Raw genomic sequence first — 21,982 nt, 5'->3', positions numbered from 1 at the left:
GGGGCGCCGCCGGCGGCAGCCGGCGGGCACCCCGCGCGCGATCTCAGTGCCGGGCGCCCAGGTGCTTGGCCAGGGCGGCGGTCCGTTCGGGGGTCCAGCCCGGTGGGCGGGTGATCTGGGCCCAGGCGGTCGTCGGCATCGTGCCGTAACGGTGCCCGTGGCCGTCGGGCACCGCGTCGGCGCCGGCCAGGTCGCACACCACCTGCCAGAACGTCAGTACCGGATACCAGCGCATCGCCGATGACACGTCCCCCGCCCTGGGGTCGTCGAGCCAGTCGGGGTGCCGATAGGCGAGATCCGGCGACCACCACACCACGGGATCCGAACCGTTCTGGAGGTACACCGAGCGCGGGCCCGGCCACGGCGCCGCCGGAATCGCGTAGTCCGAGGGGACCTGCGCGAACCGCACCTGTGCCCCGTCACCGACGACGGGCCGCCACGACGGGCTGTCGGGAGCACGGCCGTCCGTGAGTGTCTTCCAGAGCGGGTTGGCATAGGTGGGGCCGACGAACAACGCCCCGTCGGTGCGGCCGGTCAGGCCCTTCAACGTGCCGCCGAGCGCGTTCTCCATGGCGTACGAACCAAGACTCTCGCCGTACGCGAGCAGCTTCGGCCGGGTCTCGGCCGGCAGTGTCCGCCACTTGTCGTACACCGCCGTGAACAGCGCCCTGCTCGCGTCGGCCGCCTCGTCCTCGGTGAGGACGGACACCCAACTGGGCAGGTACGAGTACTGCATGGCCACCAACGCGCTGTCGCCGTACCAGAGGTACTCCAAGGGGCGGCTTCCCTGGTCGTTGACCCAGCCGGTGCCCGTCGTGCCCATCACGGCGAGCACGTCCCGCTCGAAGCCCCCGGCGCGTTCCAGTTCGCGGACGGCCAGCCGGGCCCGTTCGTCGAGCGAGTCCGCCGTACGCAGACCCACGTACACCCGGACCGGATCCTTGGCGTCCCGTCCGGTGAAGCGCGCGATGTCCGCGCGGGTGCTCGCCCCGCCGACGAAGTCGCGGCCCTTCGCCCCCAGGGTGTCCCAGGGCGTGTACGAGCCGTCGCCTCCCGAGAGCGTCGTGGAGGTCGGGCGGACCACGCCCTCGCTCGTCCCCCGGTCCGTCAGGGACGCGCCGTCCTCCACCACGTGGAGGACGCCCTTGAGCAGGAAGCCCTGGACGAAACCGACGACGAGGAAGGCGACCAGGGCGATCCCCGTGCCGTAGGCGACCGAGCGCGGGACCAACCACGTCAGCGGCTGCGCCGTCTTGCGCGTGGCCAGCCGCAGGCCGCGTGCCGCGCACAGGAGCAGGGCGGCGACGAGGCCCGCGAGGACGGGCACCAGCGCCCACTGCCACCACACCACCTGCGGCCGCATTCCGACCGCCCTGCGCATGTCGCCCTGCCAGGACACGCTGAACGCGGTCGTCACGACGACGGCGAGCACGCAGAGCGCGGCCACCGCGCACCACGCGGCGCGCTGCGGGGACCGGGCGGGGAGGATCAGCCTGCGCCCGGCCAGTGCCCGCGTCAGCGTGCCGAGGACCGCGCCGAGGGCGTACCCGAGGGCCGCGGTCACCCCCGCCTCCACCCCCTGGAGCCACCACGGGCGGGGGAGCAGGGCCGGCGTCAGGGACAGGCAGTAGAAGACCGTCGCCAGCACGGCACCGGTCAGGGAGAGCCCCCGGCGCACCACCCGCCCGCTCCGCGGGCTCTCGCCGTACCGTCCGTCTCCCGGGAGCCCGCCACTGCCGGGGAGCGGCACGTGGGGGGGTATCACGCTCAGCACCATGGCGGTGGCGCCATCGCGCGGGCCGGGTGCGCCCCGTCGGTGAGCGACGGGGTGACGCCGGACGACGGGCGGGTACGGGACGACGGCCGGTCACTGCCGTGGTCATCGGTACTCCGGCTCAGGGGAGCGTGTTCGTCAGGTATGCGAGTGCTCACTGCGCGAGTCCTTTCCGGCCGCGGCGTTCTCCCCCCGATCGTCACGTCGCGGGTGGTCGGGCGCGCGCTGGGTGCGGCCGGACGGGAAGCCGGCTCGTGTGGGCCGCCCTCCGGGCCCCGGATCGCGCAAGATCGAAAAGATGCGGGGCACGGCGAACTGACGGACAGTGGCGGAGTCCACGGACGGACGGCCCGCTCAGGTCGCGCGGGGTCCGGTTCCGAGTCCGGACCGGCGATGAGGAACACCATGTCCCAGGCTGAACGCGCGGCGAGCGCGCCGGAATCCGCGCCCGCGGCGAAGCTGACCCTCCTCACCCTGACGGCCATGGTCGTCGGGTCCATGGTGGGCGCCGGGGTGTTCTCGCTCCCTCGCCGATTCGCACAGGAAACCGGTGTGGCGGGCGCCCTCATCTCCTGGGCGATCGCGGGCGCCGGCATGTTGATGCTGGCGCTCGTCTTCCAGACGCTCGCGGTACGCCGGCCCGACCTGGACGCCGGTGTGTACGCGTACGCCAAGGCCGGCTTCGGCGAGTACCTCGGCTTCTTCTCCGCCTTCGGCTACTGGGCCAGCGCCTGCGTCGGGAACGTGACGTACTGGGTGCTGATCATGTCGACGATCGGTGCCGTCTTCCCCGCCCTCGGCGAGGGGGACACCGTCCTGGCCGCGGCACTGTCGTCGGTCGGGCTGTGGGCCTTCTTCCTCTTCATCCGGCGCGGGGTGAAGGAAGCCGCGGCGATCAACAGGATCGTCACCGCGGCGAAGCTGGTGCCGATCCTCTTCTTCATCGTCCTCGCGCTCTTCTACCTCGACCCGGGCGTCTTCGCGGACAACTTCGCCGGCGCCGACTACGCGGGCTCCCTCTTCGACCAGGTGCGCGGAACGATGCTGGCCACCGTCTTCGTCTTCCTGGGCGTCGAAGGCGCCAGCGTGTACTCGCGCCACGCCAAGCGCCGTGAGGACGTGGGCCGGGCCACCATCCTCGGCTTCCTGAGCGTCTTCGCCGTGTTCGCCTCGGTCACCATCGTCTCCTACGGGATCCTGCCGATGAGCGAGATCGCCGAGCTGCGCCAGCCGTCCATGGCCGGGGTGCTGGAGGCGGCAGTCGGTACCTGGGGCAACGCCTTCGTCAGCGTCGGACTGATCATCTCCGTGCTCGGCGCCTACCTGGCGTGGACACTGATGGCGGCCGAAGTCCTCTTCGTCGCCGCCAAGGACGAGGACATGCCCCGGTTCCTCGGCCGGGCCACGGCTCAGGACGTGCCGGTTCCCGCGCTCGTGATGACGACCGTGCTCTCGCAGATCATCCTGATCGTCACGCTGTTCTCCGATGATGCGTTCAACTTCGCCCTCGACCTGACCAGCGCCCTCTCGCTCATCCCGTTCCTGCTCGCCGCGGCCTTCGCCGTCAAGGTCGCCGTCGGCGACCGTCGTGCGAGGTACCCCGAGGCGGCGGGGACGACAACGGGTCACCGAAGGCGCCAACTGCTCGTCGCCGTGCTGGCGACGCTCTACACGGCCTTCCTCATCTACGCGGCCGGACTGCGCTACGTGCTCATCTCCTTCATCCTCTACGCCCCCGCGACGGTCCTCTTCGTGATGGCCCGGCGGGAACAGGGCAGGAGGCTGTTCTCGCCCCGCGAGTACGTCATCCTCGCCGTCTCGGTGGCCGGCGCGGTCCTCGGGATCGTCGCCCTGGCCGTGGGCTGGGTCGAGCTCTGACCCGAACGGATCGGAGGAGAACCGCCATGAACGGCCCGGCGTCGACGGCGGCACGTCGTCCGATCCTGTCCACGCGAGCCGCCCTGCTGTGCGTGATCGTCGTCCTGGTGCTCACGAACCTGGCCGACAACCGCTGGGCGCCGTCGTGGATCGTCCTGACCGCCCTGGTGGCCACGACCGTCCTGATCGCCCTCGCGTGGCTCGCCGGCTGCGACGCGGACGACATCGGGCTGGGCAGGACCGATCTGCCCCGTCAACTGCGGTGGGCCGGCGTCCTCGTCCTCATCGTCGCCTGCTGCTATCTCGCGGCCGCGCTGGTACCGGCCGGCCAAGGTCTCTTCGTGGACCGGCGCACCGGCGGCCTCGGCTCCCGCGAGCTGCTCTGGCGCGTCTGCGTGGCCGTTCCCATCGGCACGGTGCTGTTGGAGGAGGTCGCCTTCCGGGGCGTCCTCTACGGCCTCGTGGACCGCGACTTCGGCACCCGGGCGGCCATCGGCTTCTCCTCCCTGCTCTTCGGCCTGTGGCACATCCTGCCGTCGCTGCACCTGAACGACGCGAAACCCGTCCTCGGTTCCGTCTTCGGCCACTCGCCGTGGGGAGCCGTGCTGAGCACCGCCGCGGCGGTGCTCTTCACCGCGGCGGCGGGGGTGGTGCTGTGCGTGCTGCGCAGTCTGAGCGGAGGGCTGCTCGCCCCGATGGCGCTGCACTGGTCGACCAACGCGTTCGGCTACCTCGTCGCCCACCTGGTCGCATGAACGGTACGCCGGTCACCCGTCACCGAATGGGCGGTTTGTCCGCGATGGGGAATCATGGTGCCGTGTGTGCGTCGAGGAGTGCAGGCGTACCCCGACCCGTCCCGACGAGGGGAACCGCATGAACGACTCCGTCCGTCACGTTCCGACCCCGGGTGTGCACTCGGAGGTCGGCAGGCTGCGCAAGGTACTGGTGTGCGCCCCCGGTCTCGCCCACCGCCGCCTCACCCCCACCAACGCCGACGACCTGCTGTTCGACGACGTGATGTGGGTGGACAACGCGCAGCGCGACCACGCCGACTTCGTCAACAAGCTGCGTGCGCGGGACGTCGAAGTGGTCGAGCTCCACGACCTGCTGGGACAGACGATGGCGCTGCCCGAGGCGAGGGACTGGCTGCTGGAACGCAAGATCGTCGCGAACGAGGTCGGCATCGGTCTCATCGACGACACCCGGGCCTTCCTGGAGACGCTGGAACCCCGCCGGCTCGCCGAGTTCCTGATCGGCGGACTCGCCACGGCCGACCTCCCGGACGAGTTCAGGTCCGAGTACCTGGCCCTGGCCCGGGACGCCGGCGGCATCCGCGAGTACCTCATGCCCCCGCTGCCGAACACGCTCTACACCCGCGACACCACCTGTTGGTTGTACGGCGGCGTCACGCTGAACCCGCTGTACTGGCCGGCCCGGCACGACGAGACGCTGCTGATGAAGGCCGTCTACCGCTTCCACCCCGACTTCAAGGACTCCACCGTCTGGTGGGGCGACCCCGAACAGGACTGGGGCCAGGCTACCTTCGAGGGCGGCGACATCATGCCGGTGGGCAACGGCGTCGTCCTCATGGGCATGAGCGAACGCACCTCGCGGCAGGCCATCACCCAGGTCGCCGCGGCCCTCTTCGCGCGGGGCGCCGCCGAACACGTCGTCGTCGCCGCGATGCCGAAGCTCCGCGCGGCCATGCACCTCGACACGGTCTTCACCTTCGCCGACCGGGACATCGTCACCCTGTACCCGCGCATCATGGACGCGGTCCACACCTTCTCGCTGCGCCCGTCCGACAAGGCTCCCGGCGTCCGGATCACGGACGAGGGCTCCCGCACGTTCGTCGAGGTGGTCACCGAGGCCCTCGGACTGCCCGACATGCGGGTGATCGAGACGGGCGGTGACGTCTACGCCTCCGAACGCCAGCAGTGGGACAGCGGCAACAACGCCGTGGCGATCGAGCCGGGCGTGGTCTTCACCTACGACCGCAACACCCAGACCAACACGCTCCTGCGCAAGGCCGGGGTGGAGGTCATCACCATCGTCGGCGCCGAGCTGGGCCGCGGCCGCGGCGGCGGCCACTGCATGACGTGCCCGCTCGTCCGCGACCCCGTCGACTTCTGACGGACGGACGGACGGACGGACGGACAGAAGGACGCAGGCGGGGACAGGCGGACGCACACACGCACGGACACACCGACGGGCGGCCGTGTCACGGCCGCCCGTCGGTGTCGCCCGAACCGTCGCTCAGATCCCGAGGGCCCGCCGCAGACCGAGCCGGTCGGTGCCCAATTTGGTGAAGGAGGACGACAGCAGCTCGGACGCCGTCCGCGGATCGGTGCCCAACTCCCGTGCGATCGACGCGTTGTCGAGCCCGAGCGCGGCGTGACGCGCCGCCGCGTGCTCCGCGATCGTCAGGGTGTCCTGCTCGAAGGTGTGCAGACGGCGTGGGCGCAGCCCCGCGGAGGCGAGTTGGGAGCGGGCACGGGCCGCGAGCGCGTCGGCACCGCAGGCCGCGGCGGTCTCCATGCCCCGATAGAGCTGCTGGGCCGCCTGGTGCGGATCGCCCAGGGTGTGCAACGCCGTACCGTGATCGACGAGTGCGTGCGCGAGTTCACAGGCGGCCGGCGACTGTTCGAGATGACCCACCGCCTCCTGCAACAGCACGGCCGCCCGGGACGCGTCCACGGTCGTCGCCAGGACGCGCAGGGACTGCCCGATCACGCTCGCCGCCCCGAAGGCGCGGGCGCGCGCCAACGCCTCGGTCGCCGTCGCACGTGCCTGGTCGGGCTCGTGGGTGACCTGCGCCAAGGCCAGGTCCAGTTGCCACGGACTCCACGACGGGTTGCGCGTGCCGCGCAGGTCGAGCCGCTTGCCCGCCGCGCTGAGCTGCTGTTCCGCCTCGTCGATCCGCCCCTGGGCCAGCAGGAGCTTGCCCCGGACGGCCTGTGGGTCGGGATAGACCACGGCCTTGGGCAGTTCCTCCGCCAGCCTGTAGGACTGGGCGACCCTGTGCGCCTCGTCCGTGTTCCCGCGGGCGAGCAGCGTTTCGATGAGCGTGCCGATCGCGTACCACTGGGCCGGGATGCCGTGCCCGACACGGTCGGCGATCTGCAGGCCGTTGCGCACGAAGTCCTCGGCCTCGGCGAGCCGTCCGCGCCGGTACCGCACGTATCCCAGCAGGGTGTAGACGAACGACAGGTGCGCTCCGCGCCAGCCCTTGTCCTCGAACTCCAGGATGGCGGTGTTGAACAGCTCCTCCGCGCGGCCCGGTTGGTCGCAGTACATGAGCGTGACGGCCACGACCGCCGGCACCTCGAACCCGAAGTCCTGGTCGGTCCAGCTCATGCCGCCGGTCAGTGCCTGTTCCGCGTAGTCCAGAGCCGTCGTGACGGATTCGCCGCGCATCGCGGCGTCCCAGGCCCGCAGCCCCAGGATGTGCCGCTCGGGCAGGCCGCGACCACTCAGTCGCTTCGCGAACTGGGCGAGCAATCGGGAACGCGCGGGTGAGTTGTCCTCGTCGATCCGGACCGAGTTCCACTTGAACTGCTCGGCCTGCATGCGCAGCCGGGTGCGGGAACTCGACGAGAGCCGTGCCTCGTCCGAGAGGAGGCCGGCCGCCTCCGCCATCTGGCCCGTGTGGGCGAGGGCCTGGGCGAGACGGTAGGTGATCGCCTCCCGCAGCGCCTGCTCGGTCTTGGGTTCCTCCAGGGCGGCCCGGAGCTGGTTGATGGTCGTCGCGGGTTCGTGCAGCAGGTTGGCGGAGCCGAGCTCGAACAGCACCTCGGCCCGGTCCTCCATGCCCGGCGGTTCGCGCAGCGCACGGGCCAGGTAGCGACGGGCCGCGTCGGGGGCGCCCGCGGAGAAGCTCTCGCGTGCGGCTTGACGCAGTTGCTGCACCACCCAGGGGTCACCCTCGGGATGCATCTCCAACAGGTGGCGGGCGGCCGCCGCGGCGCCGAAGCCGTCGTCGACCATGGCCTGCGCCGCCATCCCGTGCATCCTGACGCGCACGCCCGGCGGAATCGACCGGTACACGGCGGTCGCGATGAGCGGATGGAAGAACTCGACGACCTCCTTGCGGTGCAGGCTGGTGAGGACGGTAAGGATGCGGGCGTTGCGCAATCGGTCGATGGACTCGGCGGCCTGCGCCTCTCCGAGCGCCGCGACGCTCGCGACGATGCTGATCGGGACGGCGGTTCCGAGGACGGCGGCGGCCCACGCGAGTCGGACCGTGGACGGTCCGAGCTGTTCGAGGCGGTCGATGAGGCCACTGCCCTTGACGGCGGACGCCAGGTCGCGCAGTTGGGGAATGCTGTCCTGGTGGGGCTTCAGTCCGCGGGCGCGACCCCTCATCGCCAACTCGGTGACCTCGAAGGGGTTGCCGCCCGTGATCGCCCAACACTCGCGACAGAACACGTCGTCCGCGCTCTCGCCCAGGGCGTCGCGGATGATGCGCGCCACCGCGCTCGTGGTGAGCGTGGCCAGTTCGTACGGACGTGTTCCCTGGCGTCCCATCAGGGCGCGCAGCGAGGCGGCGTCGGCGGGGATCTCGTCCGGCCGACAGGCCACGAGGATCAGCATGGACAGTTCCTCGGCCCGCGCCGCGAAAGCCGTCAGCCACGCCAGGGACTCCGCGTCCGCCCAATGCGCGTCGTCGACGATCAGCACGACGGGTGAGCTGCGCACGGTCAGATGCGTGACCACCCAGTCCAGGCCGTCCCGTACGCCCTGCGGGTCGGGTGCCGTCGGGCCCTTGGGGGCGGCGGTCAGACCGAGCGCCGGCGCGACGATGCCGTACCAGTTGCCGAGGACGTCGCGCCGTCCGTCCTCGCTCATCGCCGCGAACGTGGGTTGTATGAGCTGCCGCATCACGTGGAACGGCGTCTGCTTCTCCTGCTCGCCGCCCCGGGCGAACAGTACGGTGCAGGAGCGCGCGATGGCATGCCGCCGGGCTTCGCCGAGCAGTTTCGTCTTGCCGATGCCGCCCGCACCGGCGAAGGTCAGCACGCCGCCTCGGCGGGTCGTGGGACCGGTGCGCGAGGTACCGCACAGTTCGTCCACCGCGCGGTGGATCGCGCGAACCTCGGATTCCCGCTCCAGTAAGGGCTGGGTGGCCCACCCTTGCGGTTCCGTCATGTCTGACATTCTTGCCCCCTCCGGCGCGTGCGGCCGAGTGTACGGGCCAGGGAGCGAGTTGTTGCTGCTTAAGCACATTATCGCGGCATCTCGCCACTCGTTCGAGGACAACGCTGTATCCTCGGCTGACGTTTTCCGGAGGGCACGTCAGGAGACTGGCGAGAAGCCGCGTTGAAGGAAAGCCGACGGCCTAGTGCCGCGCAACGGGAATCATGGGCAGTGCGCTGGGTTGGGGTATCCCGGCGGGCACCTCGCGCACCGTGACGCCCGGCGCGGGCACCAGGCGCCAGCGGGACGCCACGCTCGCCACCGCGGTCAGGATCTCCGTCACGGCGAACGAGTCGCCGATGCACTTGTGCTGCCCCGCCCCGAAGGGGATGTACTTCTGGGCGCGCCCCCGCTCGCTCCCCTCCTGCTGCCAGCGGTCCGGGTCGAAGACCGTGGGGTCACGGAACAGCGCCGGGTCCCGGTGCAACGCGTAGGGACTGTAGGCGAGTTCCGCCCCCTCGGGGATCGATACTCCGCCCAGGGTGAGGGGAGCCAGTGCCCGCCTGGTGAAGAGGAGCGGTGAGTGCAGGCGCAGCGCCTCTTGGAACACGCTGTTCGTGTAGGCGAGTCGGGGTATGTCCTCGGCTCGAACGGGTCGGGTGCCCACCACCGCGTCGACTTCCTCGTGGAGGCGCCTCTCCACCTCGGGGTGGCGGCCGAGTTCGTGGAACACCCAGGCAAGGGTGGTGGCCGAGGTCTCCGTGCCGGCCAGCATGATGGCGATCACCTCGTCCCGCACCTGCTCGGCGGCCATCGTCGCCCCCGACTCGGCGTCCACGCTGGACAACAACAGCGAGAGGAGGTCGTGACCCTCCGCGCCCTTCTCCGCGCTGTACTGCGCGATCACCTCGTCGATGGTCCGGCGCAGGCGGGTGGCGGCCGCGTCGAACCGCTGGTTGTACGGGATCGGAAGCCGGTCCAGGACCTTGGGCATGATCGCGCGGACCAGCATGCCCTCCAGGACGATGGGCAACGAGCGGTGCACCTCCGTGATCGCCGGCCGGCTCAGCTCGCCGGAGAAGATCATCTCGGCCACCGACGACATCGCGTACCCGCGTGCCTCGGTGACCATCGAGATCTCACGCCCCGGCGTCCACGACGCGGACATGCTCTCCGCCTGCCGGCTCATCACCTCGGTGTAGTCGGTGATGTGGCTTCGGTGGAAAGCGGGCTGCATCATCCGTCGCTGCTTGCGGTGGAACTCCCCGTCGGTCGTCACGATGCCGTTGCCGAACACCGGGCGGAGCCGGTCGAAGATCCGGCCCCGGCCGAAGCGCTGTGCCTGCTGCACCAGTACGGCGTGCACGTGCTCCGGACTGGTGAGGACGTGCACCGGCCACGTGCCGATGTCGAGGCGCACGATGTCGCCGTGATCGCGCAATGACTCCAGGAACGCGATCGGTTGTCGCCACAGCTGTAGTGCGTGACCCAGGAGGGGTAACCGCCCGGGTGCGACGGGGGCGTTGACCGCGGGGCCGGAATGTTCCACTTGCGTAGCCATGGGTCGACTCCCTGTCATGCCACCGAGACGAGATCCGGGCGGATGTACGCAGACTCCAGCCCGGCCGCGAACCGTTCGTCGCGGTACCTCGTGCACTCGTAACGCTGCCACAGATCCGCGCCGATCATCCAGTCCTCATAACTGCGCACGCAGCGGGAGACGACGGTCCGCACGGCGGGGTCGACATCACCTCGTGCGTCAAGGGCCCGGAACAGGCGGTCCTTTCCGGACAGGTACTCCTCGATGCGGGTCTGGATGCGCCCCTCGACGGCCCGGACCGCGTCGGCGAGACTGCACCCCTCCCACGCGGAGATGAGCGAGACGAGGTTGTTGTTGTCCCCGCAGGAGTACTCCTTCGGCAGCGAGAACACGTCGTTGCCCCACGAGATGATGTCCACGGAACTCGCGATGAGGGCCTGGAACTCCGGCAGTTCGTGGATGTGCGGGGGCACGTCGATGCCCAGGCCCGCCTCGACCACGTCCATCATCGGCAGCATCTGCGAACTGTGACGCCGCATCAGGATGTAGTCCTCGACGGAGGGGTGGCCCTCGTCCCCGCGGTTGCCCGCCTCCTGGTCCAAGGAGTCCAACATCAGGGGGACATGGGCCCGGTAGCGCGCGGCGGTCACCTCGGACATGCCGGCGAGGATCCGGTCGCACAGGTCGATGAACCCGGTCACCAGCGGATTGGGCCGCGAGGACGCCGCGCCCGTCCTGCCCGTGGCCACGTACGTGGTGATCGTGTCGGTGACGGGCCGCCAGGCCGCCAACTCGCCCGTCCTGATGAGGTGGTCGTGCTGATCGTCCAGGACGAAGGACCAGGCCATCCACTCGGCGAGGAGGACGACCCTCTCGTACGGCACTTCACCGCTCACCCGGCCGGCGAGATGGCCGAAGCCGATCCCCGCGAACTGCTCCGAGGCGTCGGTGACCAGCTCGTGGCGCAGGGCCCACGAGGTGGCCTCGTGGTTGGCCCGCGCGGCCTGCGGATGCTTGGAGTTGCCGAACGGAAGGTGGAAATCGGGAACGGAGAAAAAGTCGAGCTGGGCCATTGATCCCCCCACGGAAGAGTCGGATTCGCCAATACCCGCTCAATGTACGATCGTCAGTGCACTCGCGTGCACATGAGTATCGGAACACCCCTCTACTGAGACGTCGCCACGGGGGACACACCCCGACCGTCGGAATGAACCGGTCGCGGACTGACGCGATCCCGCCACGCGCGACCACATCTGGCCACGCCCGAAGTAATTAACCCGCAGGGCGCAGCGCACTGTCAATGTGGGACGAGGGATGATGTGGAATTCATCCAGGCGTTGCCGAACGCGCATTCAAAAGGAATATGCGAGGGGCATGGTCGACCGGCTCCGCCGCCCAGGACCGGACGGTCGGCCAGGTGCGGCCGGAGGGCCGGGGAAACCCGCGGAGTGGCCGGATCTCCTGCGTGAGTACCTGTCCCTGATGCCGTGATGATCACCGGTCACCCGGACCACCGCCCGGTGGAACTCGCCGCCCCCGACGGGGCCCGGGGCCGGGCTGTCGTGGACACCACCCACCCCGACGCCGAACGGGCCCGGATCGACACGGAACTCGACGGGATCGTCCGCGCCACCGACCTCCCCACCTCCCGATCCGGCCATCGGGACGGTTCCGCTCCGTCCGCCGAGCGGCTCCGCCCGCCCCACCTGCGCCGCCCTCCGTACCCATGCGGCAGGATGGCAGCCCGTTCCGGATCGCACACACGCCCGAACGGGCCTTTTCGTACGACGAACTGACAGGTGACAAGGTGACGACACACCCGATACGACGCTCGGCGGCGCCCGCAACCCCCTCCCCGAACCGCCGCGCGACGGGAGGCGCCCGTTGAACCGGACCCTCGTGTTGCACGACTGGCTGGTGGCCGGCATCGCGTTGGCCGCGGGCGGGGCGGGGGCCCTGCTCCTGCGTGCCCTGCTGCGCTGGCTCGGCAAGCACGCCCTGCGGACGCGGTGGAGCGGCGACGACATCATCGTCCACGGGCTGCGCACCCTCGCTCCGGGCGCGGCGCTCATCGCGGGCACGGCGGTGGCGGCCTCGACCCTGCCCCTGACCACGAGGGTCTCGGGCTTCGTGAACCAGACCCTGACCGCCCTGCTCATCCTCATCGCCACGCTCGCCGCCGCCCGGGTCGTCGCGGGTCTCGTCCAGTCCCTGGCGCAGTCGCGGACCGGCGTGGCCGGATCGGCGACCATCTTCGTGAACATCACGCGGGTCGTCGTCCTCGCGATGGGGGTCCTCGTCGCCCTCGAAACGGTGGGCGTCTCCATCGCGCCCCTGCTCACCGCGCTCGGCGTGGGCGGACTGGCGGTCGCCCTGGCCCTCCAGGACACCCTCGCCAACCTCTTCGCGGGCGTGCACATCCTCGCCTCCAAGACGGTGCAGCCCGGCGACTACATCCGTCTCACCAGCGGGGAGGAGGGTTACGTCGTCGACATCAACTGGCGCAACACCGTCGTGCGCAACCTGTCGAACAACCTGGTGATCATCCCCAACGGCCGGCTGGCGCGCACGAACATGACCAACTTCACGCAGCCCGAGCAGCAGTTGTCGATCCTCGTCCAGGTCGGGGTGGGCTACGAAAGCGACCTGGAGCACGTGGAGCGGGTGACGCTGGAGGTCGTCGACAGCGTGATGGCGGACATCAACGGGGCGGTCCCCGACCACGAAGGGGCCGTCCGCTTCCACACGTTCGCCGATTCCAGGATCAACTTCACGGTGATCCTCGGCGTCGGAGAGTTCAGCGACCAGTACCGGATCAAGCACGAGTTCATCAAGCGACTTCACCGGCGGTTCCGGGCGGAGGGCATCTCGATCCCCGCGCCCACCCGTACGGTCGCGCTGCGACCCGAGGGCGATGTCCGGCCGGCACCGACCGCGGCGATCCCGCACCAGCGGGAGGTTCCGCCGTCGGTGCCGATGGACAGCGCGCGGTAGGAGACGCCGGCGAGGGACGGTGCCCGGCGCTCGGTCCTCCGCGCGCCGGGTGACCGGGGCGTGGGGTCAGGTGGTGTAGTCGGCGTTGATCCGGACGTAGCCGTCACCCAGGTCGCAGCCCCAGACCCGGGCAGTCGAGGTGCCGGTGGCGAGGGAGACGTGGATCAGGACCTCGTCCGCGTTCATGACCTCGGTCAGCCCGGCCAGGTCCGGTTCGGCCTGCGGGTAGACGACCAGGTCGCCGAAGCGGATCACCACCCGGTCCGGGTCGATGTCGGTGTCGTCCTTGCACTTGCCCACGGCCATCGCGACCCGCCCCCAGTTGGGATCGGATCCGTGGACGGCGGTCTTCACCAGCGGCGAGTTGACGATCGCCTTCGCGACACGACGGGCCTGCCCCTCGTCCCGCGCCCGGTCCACGACCACCTCGATCAGCTTGGTGGCGCCCTCCCCGTCCCGGGCGACCTGCTTGGTGAGGTCCTCCGCCACGCAGTACAGGGCCGCCTCGAACTCCGCGACGTCCACCTCGCCGGCCGCTCCGTTGGCGAGGATCACGGCGCTGTCGCTGGTGGAGGTGTCCGAGTCCACGCTCACGCAGTTGAAGGTCCGGTTCATCACCCGCCGGAAGACGGCGTCGAGTTCGGCGGCCGGCAGGGCCGCGTCGGTGAAGTAGTACGTGAGCAGCGTGGCCATGTCGGGCTCCAACATGCCGACGCCCTTGGCGACTCCGACCAGGGTCGCCGATCCGATCCGGACCCGCGCCAGCTTCGGGTGGGTGTCCGTGGTCATGATGGCCTCGGAGACGGCGTCGAAGTCGGGCTCCTCGTCGGCCCGTACCCCGGGGATCCCCGCCCGCATCGTCTCCATCGGGTAAGGCCGCCCGATGACCCCGGTCGATCCGATCAGCACCTCCCGAGGCGCGCATCCCACCAGGGCCGCGGTCAGCGCGACGACCTCCTCGGCGTCGCGCACACCGCGTTCCCCGTTGGCGACGTTGGCGTTCTTGGACACGGTCACCACCGCGCGCGCCGATCCGTCGGCCACGTGCTCGCGGCTGAGCAGCACGCTCGGTCCGGCGAACCGGGACTGCGTGAACACGGCCGCCGCGGCGCAGGGGTGCTCGGAAACCACCACCGTGAAATCGCGGGTGGTGTCCTTGACGCCGAGGTTCGCGACAAAGGTGTGGAATCCGATGGGGTTCAGCTCCGACACGCGAGATCTCCGGTTCGTTCCGTTGGTCGGCCAGTTCCTCTGATCGCCGTGATGGTAGCAACCGGACAGCCGCCGACAGGCCCGCGTCCCGGCGGCCGCGCACCGTCCTGACCTGGGAGTCTCGGCTGAAGGGCGGCCCGTTCCGGGCTTCTCGTCGCCCCGGGGCGGGGTGCCCCCGGGCGTCCCGGGGGCACCCCGCCCGGTCAGACCTGGTAGCGGTCCGGGGCGAAGAGGGCGAGGTTGGCCGCGATCCAGTCCGAGGTGCGGCGCAGCCCCTCCGTGAGCGAGACCCGCGGCTCCCACGAAGCCCACTCGCGGGCCCGGGAGTTGTCCGACAGCAACCGCTGGACCTCGCTGCCCGACGGGCGCAGGCGGGACGGGTCGACCACGACACGGGCCTCCCGGCCGGACGCCGTGATCAGGGCCCGCGCCAGGTCGCCGACGGAGATCTCCTGCCCCGTCCCGAGGTTGACCACCTCGCCCAGGGCCCGGTCGCACTCCGCGACCGCCAGGAAGCCCTCCGCGGTGTCGGTGACGTACGTGAAGTCCCGCGTGGGGGTGAGGGATCCGAGGCGGATCTCGTCCGCCCCGGAGTGCAGTTGGGCGAGGATCGTGGGGATGACGGCGCGCGCGGACTGTCGCGGCCCATACGTGTTGAACGGCCGCACCACCGTCACCGGGAGTTCGAAGGCGTGGTGGAAGGAGAGCGCCATCATGTCCGCGCCGATCTTCGAAGCGGAGTACGGGGACTGCGGCTGGAGCGGGTGCGTCTCCGCGATCGGGGCCGTCAGCGCGGTTCCGTACACCTCGCTGGTCGAGGTGTGCACCAGGCGGCGCACCCCGTGCCGACGGCAGGCCTCGGCCATGTTCTCCGTGCCGGTCACGTTCGTCTGGACGTACGCGCCGGGCGAGGCGTAGCTGTACGGGATCCCGATCAGCGCCGCCAGGTGGAACACGGTGTCGCAGCCGGCCACCGCGTCGCTGACCCGGCCCGCGTCGCGGATGTCACCGGCCCACATCTCCACGGGGCCGTTCGGCTCGGCGAGGTATCGCGCGAGGTGGCCCTTCTCGGCGTACGGCTTGTAGTGCACGAAGGCGCGGACCCGGGCGCCCCGGGCCACCAGCAGGTCGACCAGGGTCGAGCCGATGAATCCCTCGGCGCCGGTGACCAGGACCGTACGGCCGTTCCAGTTGTTCGTGTTGTTCGTGGTGCTCATGCTCGCTCCAGGAGGGGAAGGGTGATGCCGGAAACGCGGAGGACCTCCGCGGCCAGCAGTTCGGCGGCCCGCGCGTGCGGGCCGGGATCGGCGGCGCCGGCCATCGCCGACAGCCGGGCCGGGTTCGCCAGCAACGGACCCACGAGGTCCGCGAGCCGTTCGGTGGTGGCGGCGGCGTCGGGCAGCAACAGCCCCGCGCCGGCGTCGGACAGCACCCGGGCGTTGTGGGTCTGGTGGTCGCCCGGCGCGTGCGGGTACGGGACCAGGACGGACGGAACGCCGGTCGCGGCGAGTTCCGCGACCGTCGCCGATCCGGCCCGGCACACCACGAGGTCCGCTGCGGCGTACACGAGGTCCATCCGGTCCAGGTACGGCACGGCCCGCGCGATCCGCTGCCCGCCGCTCGCGGCGAGGTCCGCCACCGCGTCCGGCAGCGCCGCGGGCCCCGTCTTGATCAGCAGGTGAACGTCGTCCCGCCCCTGCCAGAGCCCGGCCAGCCCGACGGCCGCCCCGGTGAGCCGGACGGCGCCGAGGCTGCCGCCGTTGAACACCACCAGCCGACGCCCGTCCGGTACGCCCAACACCCGCCGGGCCTCGGCGCGTAGCACCGCCCGCTCGTGGCCGGGCAACTCGGCGAGACCGGCCAGGGCCGCGGAGATCGGCATCCCGGTGGTCAGCGCCCGCTCCCCACCCGCCAGATGGTCGCGGCTGCGGTCGAAGGCCACCGCGACGTGCGGGGTGAGCCGGGCCGCGAACTGGTTGGCGCGCCCCGGGACCGCGTTGGACTCGTGGATCAGGGCCGGCAGTCCGGCCAGCCGGGCGCCGAGCACGGCGGGCGCGCTCGGATAGCCGCCCATGCCGACGACGGCGTGCGCCCCCTGGGCCCGGATCACGGCCCGCGCCTGCCCGGCCGACCGCAGGAGCGCGGCGGGCAGCAGATAGCGCTTGGCGCCCAGCGCGGGATCGAAGGGGATCATGTCGACGGTGTGCAGCCGATAGCCGGCGCGCGGTATCAGCTCGGTCTCCAGGCCGCGCTCGGTCCCGATGAACGAGACCACGGCGCCGGGAACGGCAGCGCGCAGGGCCTCGGCGAGAGCGAGCCCGGGATAGATGTGGCCACCGGTGCCGCCGGCACCGATCACGACGGACAGGGGAGCCGGGGGAGTGCCTCGTGTGGTCATGGCGGCAGACTTCCGGTGTGCCCTAAGAAGCTTCTAAGAGGTTCCGCCGCGGCCTTTGGCAGGCTTTGCCCATGAGCTCCATGAGCAGACAGCGGATTCTGGTGGTCGACGACGAGCCCGAGGTGCGGGCCGCCGTACAGGACGGCCTGGCCGTCGAGGGGTACGAGGTGCGCGGCGCGGCCGACGGGCTGGCCGCGCTGTCCGAGGTCGCGGCATGGGAACCCGACGCCGTGGTCCTGGACGTGATGATGCCCGTGTTGGACGGCCTCGGCGTGTGCCGGCAACTGCGCGCGATGGGCGACCGGACACCCGTACTCGTCCTGACGGCGCTGGACTCGGTGAGCGAACGGGTCGACGGGCTGGACGCCGGCGCGGACGACTACCTCGTCAAACCGTTCGCCCTGGACGAGCTGGTGGCCCGGGTCCGGGCGCTGCTGCGGCGGGCCGCGCCCGCCCAGGACGAGGCCGGCGACCCCCTCGCGTACGCCGATCTCGTCCTCGACCCGGGCACCCGGACCGGCCGGCGGGCCGGGCGCCCGCTGGAGTTCAGCCGCACCGAGGCCGCGCTGCTGGAACTGCTGCTGCGCCACCCCGGGCAGGTGCTGCCGCGCGAACTCATCCTGGAACTGGTGTGGGGTCGGGACTTCGGACCGGACTCCAACTCCCTCGCCGTGTACGTCGGCTACCTGCGGCGCAAGCTGGAGGCCGGCGGCGAACCGCGGCTGGTGCACACCGTCCACGGCGTCGGCTACCGGCTGGACGCCGCGTGACCGGGGCCGGCAGGCGCAGGCTGGGCGCCCCCTGGCGCAGGCGCCGCCCGCTGCGGACCCGGCTGGCGCTGGCCGTCACCTCGGCCGTCGCGCTGGTCGCGGTCGGCGTGTGCACCGCGGCGTTCTTCGTCGTCCGCGGGGCCCTGTACGACCAGCTCGACCTCAGCCTCACCCAGTCCGCGCGGCTCGCCGCCGGGCGCAATCCCGACTCGGGACCCGACACCCTGGCCGGGGAATGCCGCTTCCTGGCCGCGCCCGCCTGCGCGGAGGTGGTGCCGGCCGATCCCGCCAAGGATCCCGCCCGGCCGTACATCCTGCCGGTGGACGCCGGGACCAGGGCCGTCGCCGCCGGCCGGCGCGCCCCGTTCTACACGAGCATCGTCCACGCCGGACACCCGACCCGGATGCTCACCACCGACTACACGAAGGGGCAGGCGCTCCAGGTCGCGCTGCGCGCCGACACCGTCGATGCCGGCATCTCCGACGCCGCCCGATGGCTGGTGGTGATCGGGGCGGCAGGCGTGCTGCTCGCCGCCGTGCTCGGGTACTGGGTCTCACGCACCGGACTCGCACCGGTGACCCGGCTCACCGCCACCGCCGAACGGATCGCGGCCACCCGGGACCCGCGCCACCGCATCGAGCTGCCCCCGCCGGGCCGGGAGGACGAGATCACCCGCCTCGCCGGGAGCTTCAACACCATGCTGGGGGAGTTGGAACAGTCCGTCACCGCGCAACGGCGCCTCGTCGCGGACGCCTCGCACGAACTGCGCACCCCCCTGACGGCGCTGCGCACCAACGCGGAACTGCTCGCGCGGGGCGAGCGGCTGACGAGGGAGCAGCGCGAGCGCGCCTCCCTCGCCCTGGGGCGGCTGCTGCGGGAGGTGACGGGCCTGGTCAACGACCTGATCGAGCTGGCCCGTGACGAGGAGCCGCAGCCGCTCGTCGAACAGGTCCGGCTGGGCCGGCTGCTGGAGCACAGCGCGCAGGCCGCGCGGGCGCACTGGCCCTCCGTGCCGATCGTCGTGCGCTCGACCGACGAGGTCGTCGTACCCGGGGTGCCCGCCCGGCTCAGCCGGTTGCTGGGGAACCTGCTGGACAACGCGGCGAAGTTCAGCCCGGCGGGCGTCCCGGTGGAGGTGGAGCTGACGGTGCGGGCCGGCCGGCCCGAGCTGACGGTACGGGACCACGGTCCGGGCATCGCGCCCCAGGACCTCCCGTACGTCTTCGACCGGTTCTACCGGGCGGGGGCTGCGCGGGCCCTGCCGGGGTCGGGGCTGGGCCTGGCGATGGCGCGACAGATCGCCCGGGCGCACGCGGCCGAGCTGACGGCGGAGGCCGCGCCGGGGGGAGGGGCCCTGTTCCGGCTGACCTTCGGCCCCTGATCGCGCGGCTTCCGCGCCACCGGCCCCGCGGCGGGTCCGCTCAGCCGCCGTCGATGAGCCGCTGGAGGCCGGGGGCGTACAGGTCCGCGAGTCGGTCGGGGGGCGTACGGCCCCCCGCGCCGTCCGGCCGGTGCAGGCTCAAGGTCGCTCCCAGGCCGAGCAGTTGACCGGCGATCAGCTCGGCGCGCAACTGCGGGTCGGGGCCGGTCAAGGTCGCGGCCAGGCGATCGGTGACCTGTTCACGGAAGCGTTCGCGCAGCAGGGTGCGTTCGTCGTCGTTGCCGAGGGAGAACACGACCCGCAGCAGCGGGTCCCCGCGGAACCGGTCGCGCAGCCGGACCATGGTGAGGACCAGATGCCGTCCCAGGGCCTCCCCAGGCGCCGCGAACAGCGCGTCGGCCGCCGGCCGGAAGTCGGCGACCGTGTTGAAGAGGGCCTCCTTGCTGCCGAACCGCTTCACGATCAGCGACGGGCTGACACCGGCGTCGGCGGCGATGCCGCGCATCGTCACCTCGGCGTAGGGGCGCAGGGTGAACGCCCGGCGGGCGGCGCGCACGATCGCGTCGCGCCCGCTCTCGCGCCCGGTACCGGCATCGGGTTCGGCATCGGCCTCGGGCCCGCTCTCGGAGGCGGGCTGGTCGGTGGTGCTCATGCGCTCTCCCGGGCGGCGGACGCGGACGCGGTCACCGTGACCGTACCGCCCGCCACACCGGACGCCGATCCGTCCGAGGGCAGGAAGAGGGTGGCGACCAGGGCCGCGAGCGCCGCTCCGGCGGCGATCAGGAAGATCAGCAGATAGGCGTGCAGGGTCGGGGCGGCGCGGCCGTCGACCAGGAACGTGACGTGCGCGAGGACGGAGGCGACCACGGCGCTGCAGCAGGCCTGACCGACGGAGCGCATGAGGGTGTTCAGCCCGTTGGCGGCGCCGGTCTCGCTCACCGGCACGGCCCGCATCACCAGGGCGGGCAGCGCCGAGTAGGCGATGGCGGTGCCGGAGGCGACCACGGTGGCCCCGGCCACGATCAGCCAGAGGCTGTGGCTGGTGAAGAACCGGACCACGTAGCCGACGGCCATGACCGCCGCGGCGAGCGCGAGCGCCGTACGGGGCCCGTACGCGGCGGAGATGCGGGCGGAGACCGGAGACAGCGCCACCATGGCCAGGCCGCCGGGCAGCAGGCACAGCCCGCTCACCACGATGGACGCGCCGAGCCCGTATCCCGTGCTCGTCGGCTCCTGCACCATCTGCCCGGTGACCAGCGAGTTCGCGTAGAAGGCGAAGCCGATCAGCAGGGCGGCGACATTGGTGAGCAGCACGGCGGGCCGGGCCGACACGCGCAGATCGACCATGGGGGAAGCGGTCCGCAGTTCGTGGCGTCCCCAGAGCAACCCGACGACCAGGGAGACGCCGAGCAGGCCGAGGGTGCGCGCGGAGGTCCAGCCCCGGTCCGCGCCCTGGGTGATGGCGAGGAGCAACCCCACGAGGGCGGCGCTCAGGCCGAGGGTTCCGAGCGCGTCGAAACGGCCGGGGGCGCGCGGGGGTGATTCGGGGACGATCCACAGCACGAGGATCAGGTCGAGCAGGCCGAGGGCGGCGGAGGCCCAGAACATCGCGTGCCAGTCGAAGTTCTCGATGACCACCGCCGCCACCGGGAGTCCGATCGCCGCGCCGATGCCGAGGGTCGAACTCATCAGCGCGATCGAGGACAGCACCCGCTCGGCCGGCAACTCGTCGCGGATGATGCTGATGCCCAGGGGGATGACGGCCAGCGCCGCGCCCTGCAACGCCCGGCCGGTGATCAGGATCCCGATGTCGGAGCCGGCCGCGCACAGCACGGATCCGGCCGTGAGGACCCCGAGGGACGCGAGCAGGACGCGCCGCTTCCCGTACATGTCGCCGACCCGGCCGAGGACGGGGGTGAACACGGCCCCGGTCAACAGGGTGATGGTGACGAGCCACCCCGCGGCGCCCGGGCTCGCGCCCGTCAGGTCCGGCACGTGCGGCAGCAGCGGGACGACCAGGGTCTGCATGACGGCGACGACCACGCCGCAGAAGGCGAGGACGGGGACGATCAGGCGGGAGTGCGGGGAGGGGTCGCGAGCGGGGTGGGGCGTCGTTGCGGGCGCCGAACCGGGGTCGGGTGTCGCGGCGGGCATGCTGCTCCAGACACGGAACGTGGGCGAGACGCACACGGGGGTGCACAAGCGTTCACCTCTCAGGGTAAACGTTCGTGCACCCCTGTGTCTCCACTCTCGGGAGGGCTGGTGGGGCGCCGCGGCCGACGGGGCTTGCAGGGTCGCAGGGTCCGAGGGGGGTCGGTTCGGGCCGCCACCCGGTCCCGCCGCCGACCCGGTCGCCGCGAGGCGGTTCACGGACTCGTCCACACGCGTCGAAAAAAGTTCGGGCGGCGATGTCGAGAACCCGTGCGCCGCTCCGTCCCCGGGGTGAAGGCGGCCAGAATGGTCGCACCGGCACCGAGGAGAGACACCATGGCGAAGTACCTGCTGCTGAAGCACTACCGGGGCGCCCCGGCCGCGGTCAACGACGTACCCATGGCCCAGTGGACCCCGGAGGAGATCACGGACCACGTGCGGTACATGAACGACTTCGCGGCCCGGCTGGAGAAGACGGGCGAGTTCGTCGACGGCCAGGCCCTCGCCCCGGAGGGAGAGTGGGTCCGCTACGACGGAGAGGGTCGCCCGCCGGTCACCGACGGTCCGTTCGCCGAGACCAAGGACCTCATCGCCGGCTGGATGATCATCGACGTCGACCACCACGAGCGCGCCGTCGAGCTGGCCGGGGAACTGTCCGCCGCCCCCGGGGCGGGCGGCAGGCCGATCCACGAGTGGCTGGAGGTTCGCCCGTTCCTGTCCGCGCCGCCCACCGTCACGGAGTGACCT

Annotated in this window: 17 protein-coding genes; 8 read left to right on the top strand and 9 right to left on the bottom strand. The window is 71.5% G+C overall.

Translation table 11 applies throughout. The annotated features are described in order from the left end of the window. Positions 1–43: 43 nt before the first annotated feature. The gene (locus tag ACFYW3_RS22845) at positions 44–1,765 is read right to left on the bottom strand and encodes an alpha/beta hydrolase (RefSeq protein ID WP_389387126.1); all 1,722 of its coding nucleotides are present in this window, start codon (positions 1,763–1,765) and stop codon (positions 44–46) included. Between the two features lie 414 nt (positions 1,766–2,179). Here ACFYW3_RS22845 and ACFYW3_RS22840 point away from each other — a divergent pair, with 414 nt between their 5' ends. The 3 genes from ACFYW3_RS22840 to ACFYW3_RS22830 all read left to right on the top strand — a co-directional run bounded on the left by ACFYW3_RS22840 (position 2,180) and on the right by ACFYW3_RS22830 (position 5,785). Continuing rightward, positions 2,180–3,652, top strand: a complete 1,473-nt coding sequence (locus ACFYW3_RS22840; RefSeq protein ID WP_389387125.1) for a basic amino acid/polyamine antiporter — start codon at positions 2,180–2,182, stop codon at positions 3,650–3,652. Between the two features lie 26 nt (positions 3,653–3,678). Next, the gene (locus ACFYW3_RS22835) at positions 3,679–4,407 is read left to right on the top strand and encodes a CPBP family intramembrane glutamic endopeptidase (RefSeq protein WP_389387124.1); all 729 of its coding nucleotides are present in this window, start codon (positions 3,679–3,681) and stop codon (positions 4,405–4,407) included. A 118-nt stretch (positions 4,408–4,525) separates the two neighbouring features. After that, entirely contained in the window at positions 4,526–5,785 is a 1,260-nt protein-coding gene (locus tag ACFYW3_RS22830; protein ID WP_389387123.1) for an arginine deiminase, read from the top strand. Positions 5,786–5,908: 123 nt separating this feature from the next. On the opposite strand, the gene ACFYW3_RS22825 is transcribed toward ACFYW3_RS22830, so the two are convergent. From ACFYW3_RS22825 to ACFYW3_RS22815, 3 genes are all read right to left on the bottom strand, one after another. Then, positions 5,909–8,800, bottom strand: coding sequence for an ATP-binding protein (locus tag ACFYW3_RS22825; RefSeq protein WP_389387122.1), 2,892 nt, complete (start codon positions 8,798–8,800; stop codon positions 5,909–5,911). Positions 8,801–8,990: 190 nt separating this feature from the next. After that, positions 8,991–10,349 carry a cytochrome P450 gene (locus tag ACFYW3_RS22820; RefSeq protein ID WP_389387121.1) on the bottom strand — a complete coding sequence of 453 codons (1,359 nt, stop codon included), beginning with the start codon at positions 10,347–10,349 and terminating at the stop codon, positions 8,991–8,993. Positions 10,350–10,363: 14 nt separating this feature from the next. Beyond that, positions 10,364–11,401, bottom strand: a complete 1,038-nt coding sequence (locus ACFYW3_RS22815) for a terpene synthase family protein (RefSeq protein ID WP_351757961.1) — start codon at positions 11,399–11,401, stop codon at positions 10,364–10,366. 417 nt (positions 11,402–11,818) lie between these two features. On the opposite strand from ACFYW3_RS22815, the gene ACFYW3_RS22810 reads away from it, so the two are divergent. Both ACFYW3_RS22810 and ACFYW3_RS22805 read left to right on the top strand, forming a co-directional pair. Next, complete coding sequence (locus ACFYW3_RS22810; RefSeq protein ID WP_389387120.1) at positions 11,819–12,124, top strand: hypothetical protein; 306 nt, start codon at positions 11,819–11,821, stop codon at positions 12,122–12,124. Positions 12,125–12,212: 88 nt separating this feature from the next. Next, positions 12,213–13,322: a mechanosensitive ion channel family protein gene (locus tag ACFYW3_RS22805; RefSeq protein ID WP_389387119.1), complete on the top strand. Its 1,110-nt coding sequence runs from the start codon at positions 12,213–12,215 to the stop codon at positions 13,320–13,322. A 66-nt stretch (positions 13,323–13,388) separates the two neighbouring features. Here ACFYW3_RS22805 and argJ read toward each other — a convergent pair whose 3' ends face one another. From argJ to ACFYW3_RS22790, 3 genes are all read right to left on the bottom strand, one after another. After that, positions 13,389–14,534 (bottom strand): bifunctional glutamate N-acetyltransferase/amino-acid acetyltransferase ArgJ, encoded by a 1,146-nt coding sequence (gene argJ, locus ACFYW3_RS22800; RefSeq protein ID WP_389387118.1) that lies wholly within the window; start codon positions 14,532–14,534, stop codon positions 13,389–13,391. Positions 14,535–14,737: 203 nt separating this feature from the next. Then, the gene (locus tag ACFYW3_RS22795) at positions 14,738–15,751 is read right to left on the bottom strand and encodes an SDR family NAD(P)-dependent oxidoreductase (protein WP_389387117.1); all 1,014 of its coding nucleotides are present in this window, start codon (positions 15,749–15,751) and stop codon (positions 14,738–14,740) included. Beyond that, on the bottom strand, positions 15,748–16,932 hold the full coding sequence (locus tag ACFYW3_RS22790) for a glycosyltransferase (RefSeq protein ID WP_389387116.1): 1,185 nt from the start codon (positions 16,930–16,932) through the stop codon (positions 15,748–15,750). Before ACFYW3_RS22790 ends, ACFYW3_RS22795 begins: the two co-directional genes overlap by 4 nt. Positions 16,933–17,012: 80 nt before the next feature. Between ACFYW3_RS22790 and ACFYW3_RS22785 the strand changes: the two genes are divergently transcribed. Both ACFYW3_RS22785 and ACFYW3_RS22780 read left to right on the top strand, forming a co-directional pair. Then, the gene (locus tag ACFYW3_RS22785; protein WP_351758005.1) at positions 17,013–17,702 is read left to right on the top strand and encodes a response regulator transcription factor; all 690 of its coding nucleotides are present in this window, start codon (positions 17,013–17,015) and stop codon (positions 17,700–17,702) included. Beyond that, positions 17,699–19,084, top strand: a complete 1,386-nt coding sequence (locus ACFYW3_RS22780; RefSeq protein WP_351757944.1) for a HAMP domain-containing sensor histidine kinase — start codon at positions 17,699–17,701, stop codon at positions 19,082–19,084. Before ACFYW3_RS22785 ends, ACFYW3_RS22780 begins: the two co-directional genes overlap by 4 nt. Positions 19,085–19,124: 40 nt before the next feature. On the opposite strand, the gene ACFYW3_RS22775 is transcribed toward ACFYW3_RS22780, so the two are convergent. Beyond that, the gene (locus tag ACFYW3_RS22775; RefSeq protein ID WP_351757941.1) at positions 19,125–19,736 is read right to left on the bottom strand and encodes a TetR family transcriptional regulator; all 612 of its coding nucleotides are present in this window, start codon (positions 19,734–19,736) and stop codon (positions 19,125–19,127) included. Then, on the bottom strand, positions 19,733–21,238 hold the full coding sequence (locus ACFYW3_RS22770) for an MFS transporter (RefSeq protein ID WP_389387115.1): 1,506 nt from the start codon (positions 21,236–21,238) through the stop codon (positions 19,733–19,735). Before ACFYW3_RS22770 ends, ACFYW3_RS22775 begins: the two co-directional genes overlap by 4 nt. A gap of 333 nt (positions 21,239–21,571) precedes the next feature. On the opposite strand from ACFYW3_RS22770, the gene ACFYW3_RS22765 reads away from it, so the two are divergent. After that, positions 21,572–21,979 carry a YciI family protein gene (locus ACFYW3_RS22765; RefSeq protein WP_389387114.1) on the top strand — a complete coding sequence of 136 codons (408 nt, stop codon included), beginning with the start codon at positions 21,572–21,574 and terminating at the stop codon, positions 21,977–21,979. Positions 21,980–21,982: the final 3 nt, after the last annotated feature.

This window comes from Streptomyces sp. NPDC002602, from assembly GCF_042889445.1.
Taxonomy (GTDB): Bacteria; Actinomycetota; Actinomycetes; order Streptomycetales; family Streptomycetaceae; genus Streptomyces.
Note: the sequence above shows the minus strand (reverse complement) of the source record. Positions and strands in the feature narration are given on the sequence as shown.

Coding starts and splice junctions, on each gene's coding strand:
- ACFYW3_RS22765 (WP_389387114.1), top strand. CDS start 21,572: ATGGCGAAGTACCTGCTGCTGAAGCACTACCGGGGCGCCCCGGCCGCG.
- ACFYW3_RS22825 (WP_389387122.1), bottom strand. CDS start 8,800: ATGACGGAACCGCAAGGGTGGGCCACCCAGCCCTTACTGGAGCGGGAA.
- ACFYW3_RS22810 (WP_389387120.1), top strand. CDS start 11,819: ATGATCACCGGTCACCCGGACCACCGCCCGGTGGAACTCGCCGCCCCC.
- ACFYW3_RS22785 (WP_351758005.1), top strand. CDS start 17,013: ATGAGCAGACAGCGGATTCTGGTGGTCGACGACGAGCCCGAGGTGCGG.
- ACFYW3_RS22775 (WP_351757941.1), bottom strand. CDS start 19,736: ATGAGCACCACCGACCAGCCCGCCTCCGAGAGCGGGCCCGAGGCCGAT.
- ACFYW3_RS22770 (WP_389387115.1), bottom strand. CDS start 21,238: ATGCCCGCCGCGACACCCGACCCCGGTTCGGCGCCCGCAACGACGCCC.
- ACFYW3_RS22840 (WP_389387125.1), top strand. CDS start 2,180: ATGTCCCAGGCTGAACGCGCGGCGAGCGCGCCGGAATCCGCGCCCGCG.
- ACFYW3_RS22835 (WP_389387124.1), top strand. CDS start 3,679: ATGAACGGCCCGGCGTCGACGGCGGCACGTCGTCCGATCCTGTCCACG.
- ACFYW3_RS22795 (WP_389387117.1), bottom strand. CDS start 15,751: ATGAGCACCACGAACAACACGAACAACTGGAACGGCCGTACGGTCCTG.
- ACFYW3_RS22790 (WP_389387116.1), bottom strand. CDS start 16,932: ATGACCACACGAGGCACTCCCCCGGCTCCCCTGTCCGTCGTGATCGGT.
- ACFYW3_RS22820 (WP_389387121.1), bottom strand. CDS start 10,349: ATGGCTACGCAAGTGGAACATTCCGGCCCCGCGGTCAACGCCCCCGTC.
- ACFYW3_RS22830 (WP_389387123.1), top strand. CDS start 4,526: ATGAACGACTCCGTCCGTCACGTTCCGACCCCGGGTGTGCACTCGGAG.
- ACFYW3_RS22815 (WP_351757961.1), bottom strand. CDS start 11,401: ATGGCCCAGCTCGACTTTTTCTCCGTTCCCGATTTCCACCTTCCGTTC.